This is a genomic window from Streptomyces sp. MK37H, from assembly GCF_018035285.1.
Taxonomy (GTDB): Bacteria; Actinomycetota; Actinomycetes; order Streptomycetales; family Streptomycetaceae; genus Streptomyces; species Streptomyces endocoffeicus.
In genome coordinates, this window is record NZ_JAAAYH010000071.1 from 12,775 (window position 1) to 28,553 (window position 15,779).

10 protein-coding genes are annotated in these 15,779 nt (G+C 74.1%); 8 read left to right on the plus strand and 2 right to left on the minus strand.

Annotated elements, in window-relative coordinates; genetic code table 11:
• Window positions 1-77 precede the first annotated feature (77 nt).
• Window positions 78-1,181 carry an aminoglycoside phosphotransferase family protein gene (locus GWI24_RS13280; RefSeq protein WP_210946159.1) on the minus strand — a complete coding sequence of 368 codons (1,104 nt, stop codon included), beginning with the start codon at window positions 1,179-1,181 and terminating at the stop codon, window positions 78-80.
• 247 nt (window positions 1,182-1,428) lie between these two features.
• Here GWI24_RS13280 and GWI24_RS13285 point away from each other — a divergent pair, with 247 nt between their 5' ends.
• Window positions 1,429-2,937 carry a hypothetical protein gene (locus GWI24_RS13285; protein ID WP_210946160.1) on the plus strand — a complete coding sequence of 503 codons (1,509 nt, stop codon included), beginning with the start codon at window positions 1,429-1,431 and terminating at the stop codon, window positions 2,935-2,937.
• 191 nt (window positions 2,938-3,128) lie between these two features.
• Here the strand turns inward: GWI24_RS13285 and GWI24_RS13290 are convergent, their stop codons facing one another.
• Window positions 3,129-4,658 (minus strand): PP2C family protein-serine/threonine phosphatase, encoded by a 1,530-nt coding sequence (locus GWI24_RS13290; protein ID WP_210946161.1) that lies wholly within the window; start codon window positions 4,656-4,658, stop codon window positions 3,129-3,131.
• Between the two features lie 313 nt (window positions 4,659-4,971).
• On the opposite strand from GWI24_RS13290, the gene GWI24_RS13295 reads away from it, so the two are divergent.
• From GWI24_RS13295 to GWI24_RS13325, 7 genes are all read left to right on the plus strand, one after another.
• Complete coding sequence (locus tag GWI24_RS13295; RefSeq protein ID WP_210946162.1) at window positions 4,972-6,396, plus strand: HEAT repeat domain-containing protein; 1,425 nt, start codon at window positions 4,972-4,974, stop codon at window positions 6,394-6,396.
• A gap of 381 nt (window positions 6,397-6,777) precedes the next feature.
• Entirely contained in the window at window positions 6,778-7,944 is a 1,167-nt protein-coding gene (locus tag GWI24_RS13300; protein WP_210946163.1) for a glycosyltransferase family 1 protein, read from the plus strand.
• Between the two features lie 118 nt (window positions 7,945-8,062).
• Window positions 8,063-9,292 carry a glycosyltransferase gene (locus tag GWI24_RS13305; RefSeq protein ID WP_210946164.1) on the plus strand — a complete coding sequence of 410 codons (1,230 nt, stop codon included), beginning with the start codon at window positions 8,063-8,065 and terminating at the stop codon, window positions 9,290-9,292.
• Window positions 9,289-10,638 (plus strand): SGNH/GDSL hydrolase family protein, encoded by a 1,350-nt coding sequence (locus tag GWI24_RS46515; protein WP_210946165.1) that lies wholly within the window; start codon window positions 9,289-9,291, stop codon window positions 10,636-10,638. The genes GWI24_RS13305 and GWI24_RS46515 overlap by 4 nt, the downstream gene beginning before the upstream one ends.
• A complete protein-coding gene (locus GWI24_RS13315) occupies window positions 10,635-14,279 on the plus strand; it encodes a hydantoinase B/oxoprolinase family protein (protein WP_210946166.1) in 3,645 nt (1,214 codons plus the stop codon). The genes GWI24_RS46515 and GWI24_RS13315 overlap by 4 nt, the downstream gene beginning before the upstream one ends.
• Window positions 14,276-15,298 (plus strand): ankyrin repeat domain-containing protein, encoded by a 1,023-nt coding sequence (locus tag GWI24_RS13320; protein WP_210946167.1) that lies wholly within the window; start codon window positions 14,276-14,278, stop codon window positions 15,296-15,298. Before GWI24_RS13315 ends, GWI24_RS13320 begins: the two co-directional genes overlap by 4 nt.
• Before the next feature lie 218 nt (window positions 15,299-15,516).
• The coding region (locus GWI24_RS13325; RefSeq protein WP_210946168.1) for a WhiB family transcriptional regulator at window positions 15,517-15,779 on the plus strand (263 nt) is incomplete at its 3' end.

A 15,779-nucleotide genomic window follows, 5' to 3' on the forward strand; every position in this document is an offset into this window, starting at 1 on the left:
TTCGTATGTCCACCCGCCTGCGGCGCGTCACCGGTCCAGACCGGTGACGCGCCCAACGGCCACCACCCCGCCTCCGCTCAGCGGGTGCCGACCGCCGCCCGCACCGCGCGCCGGGCCAGCGCGCAGTCGTCGTGCAGCCGGCGCAGCAGCAGCCGCTGCTCCTCACCGGCCGGCACCGCGCCCGGCACCACGGGAGCGGGGTCGTGCATGGTGCGCTGCACCGCGGTCTCGTACTGCCGGATCTCCCGCGTCAGCACCAGCATCAGATTCACCAGGAAGGAGTCCCGCGCGGCCGGACCGGCGGCCTGTGCCAACTGGCTGATCTGGCGCCGGGTGACGGGCGCGTCGCCCAGCACCGTCCACAGCGTGGCCAGGTCATAGCCGGGCAGATACCAGCCCGCGTGATCCCAGTCGAGGAGCACCGGGCCCGCTGGAGACAGCAGGACGTTGTTCAACAGGGCGTCGCCGTGGCAGAACTGCACCGGGGTCTGCCGCCCGCAGGCGTGCGAGACGCCGCGCAGCAGCTTCTGCAGATCGCCCATGTCCCGGTCGGTCAGCAGCCCGAGCTCGTGATAGCGGGCCAGCCGGGCGGCGTAGTCGATGGGGGCGTCGAACAGATGGGCGGGCGGCCGCCACTGGTTGACCCGGCGGACGGCACCCAGCACCGCGCCCAGATCGGCACGCGGCGGGGGCTCGGTGGGGTGGCGCTGCGCGGCCGCGATCCGCCCGGGCATCCGCTCGATGACCAGCGCGCAGTTGTCCGGGTCGGCGGCGATCAGCCGGGGCACCCGCACCGGCGGGCGCTGGCGGACGAACGCCCGGTACATCGCTATTTCCCGGCGGAACCGCTCGGCCCACGCGGGGGAGTGGTCCAGCAGGCACTTGGCCACCGCCGTGCTGCGCCCGGTCGCCCCGATCAGGAGTACGGACCGTCCGCTGCGCCGCAGCACCTGCACCGGGTTGAACTCCGGACAGATGCGGTGGACCGAGGTGATCGCGGTGCGCAACTGCGCACCCTGTGGACCGGACAAGTCGAGTCTCCCGCGGGGCGGCACGGGGCCGAGGGCGGCGGTCCGCCGGGCCCGGCCGCCGGGGGCGGGATCGAGGTACGGCCCATTGCCGGGCAGCTGCCGCCGGTACGGCCGGGGCGGGACGGACACGGAGGACGATGCTGCGTACATGGGCGAGACAGATCCCTTCGTGTGCCGACGAATTGCGTACGCACCCGGCCCCGTGGCGGGGCCGCACCCTGGGGAATGCGGTTCGGTCGAACTCGAGCCGCCACCGGGCCGGGTAACGCACTCCTACATCACACCCCTGTGCGGGTGGCACACCATCTGGCGGACCCTGGCGAACCCTGGCGAATAGTCGCACGGCTCGTGACGGGACCGTTACTGTCAAGTCAGCCGAGGAACCTGGGGGCTTGACGTGACGAGGGAACCCAACACCCGTCTTGCGGACCTGTTCGGCCTCGCCGGCTGGTCCAAGGGGGAGCTCGCGAGGCTCGTGAACCGGAAGGCGGCGGCCATGGGCCATCCGCAGCTGGCGACCGACACCTCGCGGGTGCGGCGTTGGATCGACACCGGCGAGACGCCGCGCGATCCCGTGCCCAAGGTGCTGGCGGCCCTGTTCACCGAGCGCCTCGGTCGAGTCGTGACCACTGAGGATCTCGGGTTCGGACGAGGGGGGCGCGCGGGAAAGGGGCAGTCCGGCGACGGGCTGCTCTGGCCGCCCGAGTCCACGGCCGCGGTCCTCACCGAATTCACGGGAATGGACCTTATGTTCAACCGACGCGGCTTGGTGGGTGCGGGTGCCGCGCTCGCCGCGGGATCCGCCATCACCGGTGCCATGAGCGACTTTCTGCTCTCCGACCCCACCCTCGCCACCGACGCGCCCCGTACCGACAATCCCCTCTCCGTCGAGCCCGTGGGCTTCGACCGCTACGAGGCCGCCCCCGTCGGCTCCCAGGAGATCGACGCCCTGGAGACCTCGGTCGAGGTCTTCCGTGCCTGGGACGCGGCCCGCGGCGGCGGGCTCCAGCGCAAGGCCGTGGTGGGCCAGCTCAACGAGGTGGGCGGCATGCTCGCCTATCGCCACCCCGAGCACCTGCAGCGCAGACTGTGGGGGGTGGCGGCCAACCTGGCCGTCCTCGCTGGCTGGATGTCCCATGACGTCGGCCTGGAGCCGACCGCCCAGAAGTACTTCGTCATCGCCGCCCACGCGGCCCGCGAGGGCGGCGACCGGCCCCGGGCGAGCGAGGCGCTCTCCCGGGCCGCCCGGCAGATGGTGCACCTCGGCCGTCCGGACGACGCCCTGGAGCTGATGAGGCTGGCCAAGTCCGGTGCGGGCGAGGCGGCGCTGCCGCGCACCCGGTCCATGTTCTGCACCATCGAGGCATGGGCGCAGGCATCCAAGGGCCAGGGCCAGGCGGTGCGGCGCGCCCTGGGCGAGGCGGAGGAGCTGTTCGTCTCGGACCGGGACGACGGGCCGGGGCCGAGCTGGATGCAGCTGTTCAACGAGGCCGATCTGCACGGCATGCAGGGGCTGGTCTACCGCACCCTGGCCGAGCACGAGCCGGGGGCGGCGGGGATCGCCCAGAGCCATGCCAAGAAGGCGCTGCGGATGCGGGAGGGCGGGCGCCAGCGGTCCCAGATCTTCGACCACATCTCCATCGCCTCGGCCTGTTTCCTCGGCGACGATCCCGAGCAGGCCGACCGCTACGCCCGGATGGCGCTGCTGACGATCGAGCAGAACTCCTCGCACCGCACCTGGGACCGGCTGCGCGAGATGTACCGGCTCACCGGGCGGTACGACACCTCACCGGCCATCCGGGAGCTGCGCGAGGAGATCCAGCAGGTGATGCCGAAGGGAGGCGCGGGGAAGGGCGGCACGGGGCTGAAAGGGCCCGGCTCCATCGCGAAGAGCGCGGCCGTCTAGCGCCGGGCCGCGCGGTACGAAGGGCATGACGAAGGGCAGCACGCGGGGTCAACGCCTTACACGGGGTCAACGCCGTACGAAAGGCCGACGTCTTACGCGGGGTCAACGCTTCACGGGGAGTTGACGCCTTACGTGGGGTCAACGCCGTACGAGGGGCCGTTCACCGCGGCACGCCGACGCGGGGTGCCGCGTCACGCGCGGGCGCCGGTGACCCTGGCGATCAGCACACAGGCGTCGTTCTCGCGCGGCTCGTCGCCGAACGCCTCGGCCACCGTCCGTACGCACTCTTGCGCGCCATGGGCGGCGGTCAGCCGTGGTGCGAGCGCGAGCAGCCGCCCGGTGGCGCCCTCGGCGTCCCTGGCGAGCCGTCCGGTGTGCAGCACCAGCAGATCGCCCGGCTCCAGCCGCTCCTCGGCCTGGGTGTACGCGGCGCCCGCCGTGGCGCCGAGCAGCACGCCGTCGGGAGAGCGCAACGGGCGCCCCGTCCCGTCACGGAACAGCAGCGGGGCGGGGTGTCCGGCCTGCGCCCACGCCAGGGTGCGGGTGCGCGGGTCGTACTGCGCGCAGACGGCGCCGACCAGCGCGGGCTGGGAGGAGACGGCGAGCAGCTGGTTGAGCCGCCCCATCAGCGCGCCGGGCTCGATCCCGGCCACCGCCATGCCGCGCACCGCGCCCAGCAGCATGGCCATGCCGCAGGTCGCGGTCACCCCGTGTCCGGTGAGGCCGCCGACGCTCAGCAGGGTGTGGTCATCGGGGAGTTCGAGCGCGTCGTACCAGTCGCCGCCGATCTGGGCGCTGGACTCGGAGGGGAGGTAGTGGGCGGCGAGGTCGAGGGCGGCGCTGTCGGCCGCCGGACCGGCGCCCGGGAAGCCGTCACGGGCCGGGAGCCGGAGGGAGCCGCGCCACGGCGGCAGTACGGCCTCCTGCACCTCCACCGCCAGCCGGCGCTCCGTCCGGGCGATCCGCCGCTGGTGACGCAGTGTGTCCCGGCTCTCGCGCACCGCCCGCTCGCTGCGGCGCAGCTCGCTCACATCCCGGAGCACGGCCCACATGGAAGCGGTGCTGCCGTCGGTGTCCAGCACCGGCTCGCCCGCCATATGGACAGTGCGTACCACCTCGTCCTCGCGCACGACCCGGAACTCGCCGTCGATGGGCTTTCCGTCCACCAGGCAGTCCGTGACCATCCCGGTCAGGATCGGCTGGTCCTCGGAGAAGACCCAGGAGGGCAGCTCGTCGAGGGTGAGCCCGCCGTCCCCGGGGTCGCGGCCGAAGATCCGGCAGAGCTCGTCGGACCAGGTCACCTCGTCGGTGAGGAGGTTCCACTCGGCGCTGCCGACCCGGCTCAGCAGCGAACCGCGGCCGGTGGGGGCATGACCGGCGGCCTCGTCCCGGGCCGGGCCCCCGGCCGTCGCGTCGGCCTCCGGCTCGGGAGGATCGACAGTCTCGGAGGCATCGACCGTCTCGGAGGCATCGGCGGGCAGTCCCTCGCGCAGCTCGCCCAGATGCCGGCCCAGATCGTCCAGCTGGTGGACGGCGAGCTCGCACAGCGCGCGCTGCCAGCGCACCTGCGCGTCGTCCGTACCGCCCAGGTCCGCGACGGTGTCGCGGCGGACGGCGTCGAGCCCGCCGCGGAGCCGCTGGGTCTGCGAGATGAGGGCGTCCACCGTGTCACGCTGGGGAGGCGATACGGCGGGGTGGTCCGCGGAGCGGGGGGACGGCATGACGTTCTCCGATACGGGCGCGGCGCGGCCGGGTCTTGAGGGAGGGACCGGTAACGACTCTTGCACAGGCTGCGACATCCCGTAAGCGGTTTGGCAATACCCGATCCGGTGGTGCTTGCGGCATATGCCGATGGCCTTCCGGGGGCATGTCGGGCGGGAATCGGCGGAGGGCACGATTCCGGGTAGGCTGCGGCGCTCGGGAGTCCCTCAGTCTCGCACCGTTCATCAGGCATACGGCGGCAGGACATCGGCAAGAATGCCGATCGACGGAAATCCCGTTGCCAGCGAACCTCCCGCACCGGATGCTGACCTCATGTTCGATCCAGACATAGCGCCCAGCGGCACCCTGCTCGGCCTCCTGCAGCGAGGCCGCGGCGACGGGACCCTGCACGCCCTCGCCGCGCCGCGGGCCGAGGCGCTCGCGGCACTGCACCACTGTGTGCTGCGCGACCCCCGCCGTGACTGGCAGGTCGAGAACCGCTCGCTCTATTACGCCAGGCTCTGTCTGGACCTCGACGCCGGGCTCGACGAGATCGAACAGCATCTGTTCCACCCCGACGACCTGGTCAACGACGACGAGGAACGCACCGGGCTCGCGCTCTCCGTCCTCGGCCACCTCGCCGCCTACGGCAGGACCGACGCGCTGCGGCTGCTGCGCCGCTACGCCGCGGCCGGCAGCAACTGGGAATGGGCCCTCGACGAGCTGGCCCTGCGCGACGACGACACCGGGCTGCGCGGCCTCGCCCCCGCGATCCTCGCCCACTTCCCCCGGACCCCCGACGGCGACGCCGAACTGGCCGCCGTGGTGCGCGGCGCCTACGAACCCCGGCCCTGGCGGCTGTGGGCCGACGATCCGGACCACGGGCCGCGGGTGCGCGCGGCGGCCGAGCGCGGCGCCTTCGACCGATGGCAGCGCCAGCTGCGGCCCTCGGGGCCGCGCCCCGGCTGGAGCGTCCACGACGTCCTGCTGTGGGCCCAGCGGGAGCACGATCTGAAGCCGGACGCCCGCCGCCCCGACGCGGCCGCCCGCTGTCTGGCCGCCGTCGCCGGTCCCGAGGACCGGCCCGAGCTCCTCGCCGCCGCCGCGTCGGCCCCCGACGCCGCCCGTGCCGCGGCGCTGCGGCACCTCGCGGAGATCGGCGACCCCGAGGTGCTCGACCTGATCGAAGCCGCCGTGACCGAGGCGGACGCCTCACAGATGGTCTCCCAGGCGGCCCTCTCCGCCTTCGAACGCATGCGCAGTATCGCCGCCCTCGACCGGGCCCGGGTCTGGGCCCACCGCCCCGACGCCCTCGGGGACGCGGCGGCCGCGATGCTCTCCTGTCGCGGCGGTCAGTACGACACCCCGCTCGTGCTCGCCGCCCTCCGCCGCACGGTCCGGGCCGAGGGCCCGGACGCCCAGACCCTGTGGACGCTCGTCGACGGCGCCGGGCGCCTGACGATCTCCTGCGCCGCGCCCGTCCTGCGCCATATCTACCGGGAGACGGCCTCCTCCCACCTCCGCGGCCGCGCCGCCCGCGCGCTGGCCGCCACCGATCCGTCCTTCGCGGCGGGCTTCGCGGTCGAATGCCTCTGGGACTGCGAGGAGAGCACCCGCGAAGTCGCCGCCCGCCACGCCGCCACCGCCGACGCCCGCGTCGTCGAACAACTCCGCCGGCTGGCCGCCGACCCGGCGGAGGAGGCCGAGGTCCAGACGGCGGTCCGCAGCCGCATCGGGCCCGAGACCCCGGGCTTCTGACCCCCGGCCGCCCCCGACGTACGGCCCGGGGGCAGGCGCCCCAAGATCCGGGGACAGGCAACCCCAAGGTGTCGTGCGCAGGCACATCCAAGGCCGTCTGGCACAGGCAACCCTCAAGGCGCCGGACGCGTCTTTCCGGGCATGGGTGAAACGCTCATCACCCTCCGTATCTCCGCTCCGCCCCGAGCAGGGCGTTCGCAGCGAAACATTCACGCCGAGTGATCGGCCCCCGATTCCAGCGGGTTCATGCGGGTTTGCGGCGATCCCTCCAGGGGCCCTGAAGGGGCCCCTAGGGGTGCGAGGGCCAACGCTCATGGGACGTTCTACGGCGCGAAACGTTCACGATGCCGGGGCCACCCTTCGTACGCCGACAACACCGGTATGCGTGTCGCCATCGTGACTGAATCCTTCCCACCCGACATCAACGGCGTCGCTCACTGCACGCTGCAGACCGCGGACCACCTCCACCGCCGTGGGCATAAACCCTTGGTCATCGCACCGGCGGGTCCCCCCGGAGGCCCACCGCCCGCCACGGCCGGCGGTCCACCCGAGAGCCAAGGGGAGATCGACCGGTCGCATCCGTACCCCGTCGTCCGTATCCCGTCCCTGCCCCTGCCCGGCTATCCGCAGGTGCGGGTCGCGCTGCCCAGCCGGAAGCTCGCGGCCGCGATCACCTCCCACGGCAGCGATGTCGTCCACCTCGCCAGCCCCTTCGTGCTGGGCGCGCGCGGGATGACGGCCGCGCTCCGGCTGCGGATACCCGCGGTGGCCGTCTACCAGACCGACCTGGGCTCCTACGCCCGCACCTACCTCGGCGCGGGCGAGAACGCGGCCTGGCGGCGCATCCGCGCCGTGCACACCGCCGCCGACCGCACCCTCGCCCCCTCCACCGCCGCCGCTCGCGACCTGGACGAGCACGGCGTGCCGCGGATCCGGCTGTGGCCGCGCGGGGTCGACACCGAGCGCTTCCACCCCTCGCGCCGCGACCCGGAGCTGCGCCGCTCGCTCGCCCCCGGCGGTGAGCTGATCGTCGGATACATCGGGCGCCTCGCCCCGGAGAAGAACGTCGAGCTGCTCGCGCCGCTGAGCGAGCTCCCCGGCATCCAGGTGGTCGTGGTCGGGGACGGGCCGAGCGAGCCCGCGCTGCGGGCGGCCATGCCGAGGGCCCGCTTCCTCGGCCGCCGCACCGGTAACGACCTGGCCCGCGTCTTCGCCTCGCTGGACGTCTTCGCCCATACCGGGCCCCAGGAGACCTTCTGCCAGACCGTGCAGGAGGCCCAGGCCAGCGGTGTCCCGGTGATCGCGCCCGCGGCGGGCGGCCCGCTGGACCTGATCGACCACGGGCGTACCGGACTGCTGGTGCCGCCCGGGGACGCGACCGAGGTGACCGACGCCGTATCGCTGCTCGCGGCCGACGCGAAGCTGCGCGCGGCGCTGGGCCACGCCGGCCGGGAAGCGGTCGAGGGCCGCACCTGGGAGGCGATCGGCGACCAGCTCATCGACCACTACACCGAGGTCCTGGCGGCCCGCACGGCGGTCGCGGCATGAGCGCCGCACGCGCGGCCGGCGGGCCGCAGTGGATGGCGATGCGCGCGCCTCTGCGCCGCGCGGGCGGAGAAGCGAATGAAGGGGGCGCGGCATGAGCGCCGTGGGAGGAGAGCAGAGCATGAGCGACGGCAAGGGGCTGCGCATCGTCCGGCTGGCCAACTTCGTCACCCCCGCCTCCGGCGGCCTGCGCACCGCGCTGCGCGAGCTCGGGGCCGGATACCAGGCGGCCGGGCACGAGGCCGTCCTGGTGGTGCCGGGCGAGCGGGTCTCGGACGAGCACACCCGGCAGGGACGGGTGATCACGCTGCCCGGGCCGACCATCCCCGGCACCGGCGGCTACCGCGTCCTGACCGACCGGCGCCGGCTGACCCGGCTGCTCGACGGCCTCGCACCGGACCGGCTGGAGGTGTCGGACCGCACCTCCCTCCGCTGGACGGGGGAGTGGGCGCGGCGCGCCCGCGTACCGGCCGTGATGGTCTCCCACGAGAGCGCTGACGCCGTGCTGCGCACCTGGGGTGTGCCGGACGCGTTCGCCGAGGGAGCCGCCGACCGGCTCAACCTCCGTACCGCGCGGGCGTACTCGCGGATCGTCTGCACCACCGAATGGGCGGCGCGCGAGTTCGTACGGATCGGCGCCCGGAATGTCGTACGCGCCCCGCTGGGCGTGGATCTCGGCCACTTCCACCCCTCCCATCACGACGCGGCGCTGCGGGACCACCACCGCGGTGAGGCGGCCGTGCTCATCGCCATGTGCTCGCGGCTGTCGCCCGAGAAGCGGCCGGGCCGTGCGCTCGACGCGCTCGCCGAGCTGCGGCGGCGCGGCGTCTCCGCGGCGCTCGTGGTCGCCGGGGACGGGCCGCTCCGGCCGCGCCTGGAGGCCCGCGCCCGAGCCGAGGGGCTTCCGGCCGTCTTCCTCGGCCATGTGGCGGAGCGGGCGGGGCTCGCCGCCATCCAGGCGAGCGCCGATGTGGTGCTGGCGCCGGGCCCGGCGGAGACCTTCGGCCTCGCGGCGCTGGAGGCGCTGGCCTGCGGTTCGCCCGTCGTCGTCAGCGCGCTCTCCGCGCTGCCGGACATCGTCGGCGCGGCGGGCGAGACCGCGGCCGACAGCGGAACGGCCTTCGCGGACGCCGTCGAGCGCGTCCTCGGCCGCTCGGAGCCCCTGCGCCGGGCGGCGGCCCGGGCACGGGCCGAGCGCTACGGCTGGCCCGAGGCGGTCGCCTCCTTCCTGGCCGCCCATGACGCGTCCACCGAGGGCGTCCGGTGTGCCGACGGCGGTCGGCTGCCGGCCGCCGCGCTCCCGGCCGCTCCGGCGGTCTCCGCGCCCCGGGCCGTCGGCGGTGTGCGGTGAGCGCAGCCGGCGCTCACACGGGGGACCGCGCTGCTACGGAACCGTCTCGTAAGGAGGCCGCCCTTACGGAGGCTGCCCTTACGGAGGCCGCCCCTACGGAGGCCGTCCTCGCGGAGGCCGTCCTTACGGAGACGGGGTGTGCGGGGCAGGACGCGACCACTGCCCCGCACCGGGCGACCACTGCCCCGTACCGGGCGGGCACTGCCCCGTACCGGGCGGGCCGGACGCCGGGCACGACGCCTGGCGACGGGGAGGCCACGGGCGAGTGCGCGAGCCAGGGACCGGGCGAGGGCGCGGGCGCGGAGCCGCGCAGGCTGCGGTTCGCCGCCCTCGGCGACTCGCTCACCGAGGGGCTCGGCGACCCGGCGCCCGGCGGCGGTTGGCGGGGCTGGGCCGCGCTGCTGGCGGCGGCGGCCGGGCCGCACCCCGATGAGCCCGTGGAGTTCGTCAATCTTTCCCGCAGCGGGGCGCTGGCCGCCGATGTCGCCGACGAACAGCTGCCCGCCGCCCGCCGCGCCCGCCCGCATCTGGTGTCGGTCGTGGTCGGCGGGAACGACACGCTGCGCGACTCGTTCGACATCCACCGGGTCGCCGAGGCCCTCGACCGCACGATCGGCGCGCTGCGCGCCGACGGCGCCGTGGTGCTCACCGCCTGCCTGCCCGACCCCGGGCGGATGCTGGGGCTGCCGTCCGCGCTGGCACGCCCGCTGGGGCGCCGGATGCGCGCGGTGAACACCGTGGTGCACGCGTTGTCCCAGCGTCACGAGGCGGTCCATGTGGAGCTGAGCGACCACACCTGGGTCGCCGACCGGCGGGCGTGGAGCGTGGACCGGCTGCATCCGAGCGAGCTCGGGCACCGGCTGCTGGCCAGGGAGTTCCACAGCGCCCTGCGCGCCCGGTCCATCGCGACCGGTGCCCCGCCGTCCCTGCAGCTCGACGGCCCCACGCCCTCGCGGGCCGGCTCCGCGTGGTGGATGGCGACCCGCGGCACCCGCTGGATCGCGGACCGCTGCACCGACCTTCTGCCCGGCCTGGTCGCGCTGGCGGCCCTGGAGTGGCGCCACCGGCTCAAGGGCACCGGACATCTGCTCGAGGACCGGGACCGGCGGGCGACCCTCGCCGCGCTCACCGCGGTGACCCGCGGCCCGGCCCCCGCCCACCTTCCTCACCCGTCCACCACCGACCCACTGCCCCACCCGTCCGCCGAGCCGCTCGCCCGGCAGTCCGCACCCTCGTCCGCCGACCCGCGCGTCCAGGCGCCCGCCTCCGCCGACCCGGTGCCTCACCCGCCCGCCGATCCGCTCATCGCCGACACACCGCCGTCCGCTGCGACAATGGCGGGGTGACAGGTCGCTGGGAATTCTGGATCGACCGGGGCGGAACCTTCACGGACGTCGTCGGCAAGCGTCCGGACGGCCGCCTGGTCACCCGCAAGCTGCTGTCCCACCACCCCGAGCGCTATACGGACGCCGCCGTCGCCGGGATCCGGCAGACGCTGGGGCTCGGCCCCGGCGATCCGGTCCCGGCCGACCGGATCGACGTCGTCAAGATGGGCACCACTGTCGCCACCAACGCCCTCCTGGAGCGCAAGGGCGAGCCGACCGTCCTCGTCGTCACCGAAGGGTTCCGGGACGCGCTGCGCATCGCGTACCAGAACCGCCCCCGCCTCTTCGACCGCCGGATCCTGCTCCCCGAGGCGCTGTACGACCGGGTGGTGGAGATCCCCGAGCGGGTGGACGCCCAGGGCGAGGCCGTCCGCCCCCTGGACCTCGACGCCGCCGCCGAGGCGCTGCGCACCGCCCACCGCGACGGCTTCCGCAGCGCCGCCGTCGTCCTGCTGCACGGCTATCGGCACGCCGCGCACGAACAGGCGGTCGCCGCGGTGGCGCGCGACCTCGGCTTCGCCCAGGTGAGCTGCTCCCACGAGGTCAGCCCGTTGATGAAGCTGGTGTCCCGCGGCGACACCACCGTGGTCGACGCGTATCTCTCGCCCATCCTGCGCCGCTATGTGGAGGACGTGGCCGCCGAACTGTGCGGTATCCGGCTGATGTTCATGCAGTCCAATGGAGGGCTGCGGGAGGCCGCGCACTTCCGGGGCAAGGACGCGGTGCTGTCCGGACCCGCGGGCGGTGTGGTGGGCATGGCGCGCTCCTCCGGCGAGGCCGGACACGACCGCGTCATCGGCTTCGACATGGGCGGCACCTCGACCGATGTCTCGCACTACGCGGGCGAGTTCGAGCGGATCTTCGGCACCGAGGTCGCCGGGGTGCGGATGCGCGCCCCGATGATGAACATCCACACCGTGGCGGCGGGCGGCGGTTCGGTGCTCCACTTCGACGGCCGGCGCTACCGCGTGGGGCCGGACTCGGCCGGTGCCGTCCCCGGCCCCGCCTGCTACCGGCGCGGCGGCCCGCTGACCGTGACCGACGCCAATGTGATGCTCGGCCGGATCCAGCCGGACCACTTCCCCGCGGTCTTCGGCCCGCACGCCGACCAGCCGCTGGACGCGGCGACGGTCCGGGAGCGCTTCGCCGCGTTCGCCGAGGAGATCGCGGAGGCGACCGGCGACCGGCGCGGACCGGAGGAGGTCGCGGCGGGCTTCCTGGACATCGCGGTGCTCAACATGGCCAACGCGGTCAAGAAGATCTCCGTGCAGCGCGGCCGTGACGTCACCCGTTACGCGCTCACCAGCTTTGGCGGCGCGGGCGGCCAGCACGCCTGCGCGGTCGCCGACGCGCTCGGCATCGGCACGGTGATCGTGCCACCGCTCGCGGGAGTGCTCTCCGCGTACGGCATCGGGGTGGCCGACGCCACCGCCATGCGTGAGCAGGCCGTCGAGGCGGAGCTGGGCGAGGAGACGCTGCCGCGGGTGCGTGAGCTGTGCGCGCGGCTGGCCGATCGGACCCGCGGCGAACTGCTCGCGGACGGGGTCCCGGAGGGCAGCCTGGACACCGTCGCCCGGGTCCATCTGCGGTACGCGGGCACCGACTCCAGCATCCCCGTCCCGCTGGGCTCCGCCCCCGCGATGACCGAGGACTTCGTCCGGGCGCACCGCACCCGCTACGCCTTCACCATGGACAAGCCGCTCGTCGTCGAGGCGGTGTCGGTCGAGGCGGTCGGCGCGTCGGGGCCCACCGGCGGACATGCCGTGGAACGGCCGCCCAGGGAGGGCGAACTGGCGCCCGTGACGACCGTAAGGATGTTCTCGGAAGGGCGCCGGCAGCGGACGGAGCTCTACGAACGCGACCGTATGCGCCCGTCGGACCGGGTCACCGGGCCCGCGATCGTCGCAGAGGAGGACGCCACCACGGTGGTCGATCCCGGCTGGCAGGCCACCATGGGCGAGCGCGGCCATCTGCTGCTCACCCGGGTCCGGCCGCGCCCGAGCACCACCGCGGTCGGCACCGAGGTGGACCCCGTGATGCTGGAGGTCTTCAACAGCCTCTTCATGGCCATCGCCGAACAGATGGGCGTCCGCCTGGAGCACACCGCCCACTCCGTCAACATCAAGGAGCGGCTCGACTTCTCCTGCGCCCTCTTCGACGCCGAGGGCAACCTCATCGCCAACGCCCCGCACATCCCGGTGCACCTGGGCTCCATGGGCGAGTCCATCAAGGAGGTGCTGCGGCGCAACGGGGGCGCGATGCGGCCCGGCGATGTGTACGCGATCAACGACCCGTACCACGGAGGCACCCATCTGCCGGATGTCACCGTGGTCAGCCCGGTCTTCGACGAGGCGGGGGACGAGCTGCTCTTCCTCGTCGCCTCGCGCGGCCACCACGCCGAGATCGGCGGCATCACCCCCGGCTCCATGCCCGCCTTCAGCCGCACCATCGAGGAGGAGGGCGTCCTCTTCGACAACTGGCTGCTGGTACGGGACGGGGCGCTGCGCGAGCGGGAGACCCGCGAGCTGCTGACCGGCGGGCCGTATCCGTCCCGCGCCCCGGACGCCAACCTCGCCGATCTGCGGGCCCAGATCGCCGCCAACGAGAAGGGCGTCCAGGAACTGCGCCGGATGATCGAGCAGTTCGGCCTCGACGTCGTGCACGCCTATATGGGCCACGTCCAGGACAACGCCGAGGAGTCGGTGCGCCGTATCATCGCCGGGCTGCGCGACGGCTCGTACCGCTACGAGACCGACGGCGGGGCGGTCATCCGCGTCAGCCTTACGGTGGACCGCGACGCGCGCGGCGCCGTCCTGGACTTCACCGGCACCTCGCCCCAGCGGCCGGGCAACGACAACGCGCCCAGCTCGGTGGTGATGGCGGCCGTGCTCTATGTCTTCCGCACGCTGGTGGCCGAGGACATCCCGCTCAACAGCGGCTGTCTGAAGCCCCTGGAGGTCCGCATCCCCGAGGGCTCCATGCTGGCGCCCGTCTTCCCGGCCGCCACGGTCGCCGGGAACGTCGAGACCTCCCAGGCCGTCACGGGCGCCCTGTACGCGGCCCTGGGCGTCCAGGCCGAGGGCTCCGGCACGATGAACAACGTCACCTTCGGCAATGACCGCGTCCAGTACTACGAGACGGTCGCCAGCGGCTCCGGCGCGGGGGACGGCTTCGACGGCGCCGACGCCGTACAGACCCATATGACCAACTCCCGGCTGACCGACCCCGAGGTGCTGGAGTGGCGCTATCCGGTGCGGGTCGAGAGCTTCGCGATCCGCCGGGGCAGCGGCGGCCGCGGTCGCTGGCGCGGCGGCCACGGCGTCACCCGCCGCATCCGCTTCCTGGAGCCGATGACCGTCGCCCTCCTCACCGGCCACCGCCGGGTGGCCCCGTACGGCATGGCGGGCGGCGAACCGGGCGCGCTGGGCGCGAACCTGGTCGAGCGCGCCGACGGTTCGGTGGACCGCTTGGACGGCCGCGACGCGGCGGACGTCGGAGTGGGGGACGTCCTGGTCGTCCACACACCGGGCGGCGGCGGTTACGGCCCGCCGGATGGGGCCGGAGACGGATTGTCGGTGGCGGATGCCAGATTGGACGCATGACCGACTGGCAGGACATCCACGACTGGACGGATCTGAGGGCCGTGCGCGCCGCACTCGCCGCGGGAGCCGACCCCGACCGCATCCTCGGCGGCCATATGGCGCCGCTGCACTCCGCGGCCTGCTCGGGAAGCGCCGAGGTGCTGACCGAACTGCTCATGGTGGCGCGGGGGGTGGACCAGCCGGACGCGGCGGGCCGCACCCCGCTGTGGCACGCGGTGCGCAACTGGGACCGGGAGAAGGCGTCGGCGCTCATCGCGGCCGGGGCCGACCCCTGGCGGCCCCGGGAGGCCGACGGGCGGAGCCCGGGCGAGCTGGCGTGGTGGACGCCGCTGGCCGACCTGGTGGCCGGGGCGCCCGGCGCCCGGGAGCCGTCCCCCGAGGAGCGGGCCGCGCAGCGGGCGGCCGATGAGCTGATCGCCGCCTTCGACGTCGAGGGCGGGGAGTACCAGGACTGGGGCTGTGTGGCGTTCGTGGCCGGACGGAGCGTGCCGGAGGTCGTGGCCGCGCTGGGCGGAGACATCGTCGCCACCATCGGCGAGGACGCGGACGAGGACGAGGACGCGGACGAGGACGAGAACGGCGAGGAAGACGGCGAGGCCGACTACGCGGATGTCCTGCTGGAGGAGGAGGGGCGGGTGCTGGTCGGCGCGGCGCCCGGCGGTGTGGTGCTCCAGCAGTTCGACGGGATCGCCATCCATGGCGAGGAGGTGCTGGCACCGCTCTCCCGGGGCACCGTGGCCGTCTCGGTCTTCGACCACCCCGACGCGTTCATCCACCCCTCCATAGCCCGCGACGGGGTGATGTGCTCCTGCGAGGAGGTCATGCTCGACCCGGAGCAGGGCGATCCGGAGGAGGCGTGGCGGTATCGCTTCGGGGACGGCGGGCATCCGTCCGGCTGGACGGCGCGGGCGCTGGCGCTGGCCGCCGCGGTCACGGGGGTCGCGGTCGACGGCGGCCCGCGGTGGATCGGCCGGTCGGGCAGCAGCGTCATCCTGCTGCCCGAGCGGCTGCGCGACTGACGTCCTTGGGAGGGCCCAGGCCGCCCCGGGGCCCTCCCAGGTAGCCCGATACGAGGCATGGCGTGTTCGGACCCGTTTGCCGCCGCCACGATCGGAAACCCGAACCTTGCCAAAGCCCGCCCGGACGCGTCCGCATGACCCACGGACGCCCGCCCCGCGCACCCTGCGCGTGAGCCCGACGGGTGCTTTCAGCAATGTCGTTCAGGGAAGGGGCAGCCATGGCCTGGTGGCATAACGCCGAATGCACGCACGAGGATCCGGAGCTGTTCTTCCCCGTGGGGGTGGCGGGTCCGGCCGCCCGGCGGCAGGAGACGCTGGCCAAGGAGGTCTGCCGGCGCTGTCCGGTGATCCAGGAATGCCTGGACTACGCACTGGAGAGCGGAATGACCCACGGAGTCTGGGGCGGCACCGGCGAGGAGGAGCGCCGCGCGCTGCGCCGCAAGGCACAGCGCAGGCAGCGCGTCGGCGCACGGCACGACCG

Excerpts from the sequence above, each read along its gene's own strand:
- GWI24_RS13280 (WP_210946159.1), bottom strand. The coding sequence starts at position 1,181 with ATGTACGCAGCATCGTCCTCCGTGTCCGTCCCGCCCCGGCCGTACCGG.
- GWI24_RS13290 (WP_210946161.1), bottom strand. The coding sequence starts at position 4,658 with ATGCCGTCCCCCCGCTCCGCGGACCACCCCGCCGTATCGCCTCCCCAG.
- GWI24_RS13295 (WP_210946162.1), top strand. The coding sequence starts at position 4,972 with ATGTTCGATCCAGACATAGCGCCCAGCGGCACCCTGCTCGGCCTCCTG.
- GWI24_RS13300 (WP_210946163.1), top strand. The coding sequence starts at position 6,778 with ATGCGTGTCGCCATCGTGACTGAATCCTTCCCACCCGACATCAACGGC.
- GWI24_RS13305 (WP_210946164.1), top strand. The coding sequence starts at position 8,063 with ATGAGCGACGGCAAGGGGCTGCGCATCGTCCGGCTGGCCAACTTCGTC.
- GWI24_RS13320 (WP_210946167.1), top strand. The coding sequence starts at position 14,276 with ATGACCGACTGGCAGGACATCCACGACTGGACGGATCTGAGGGCCGTG.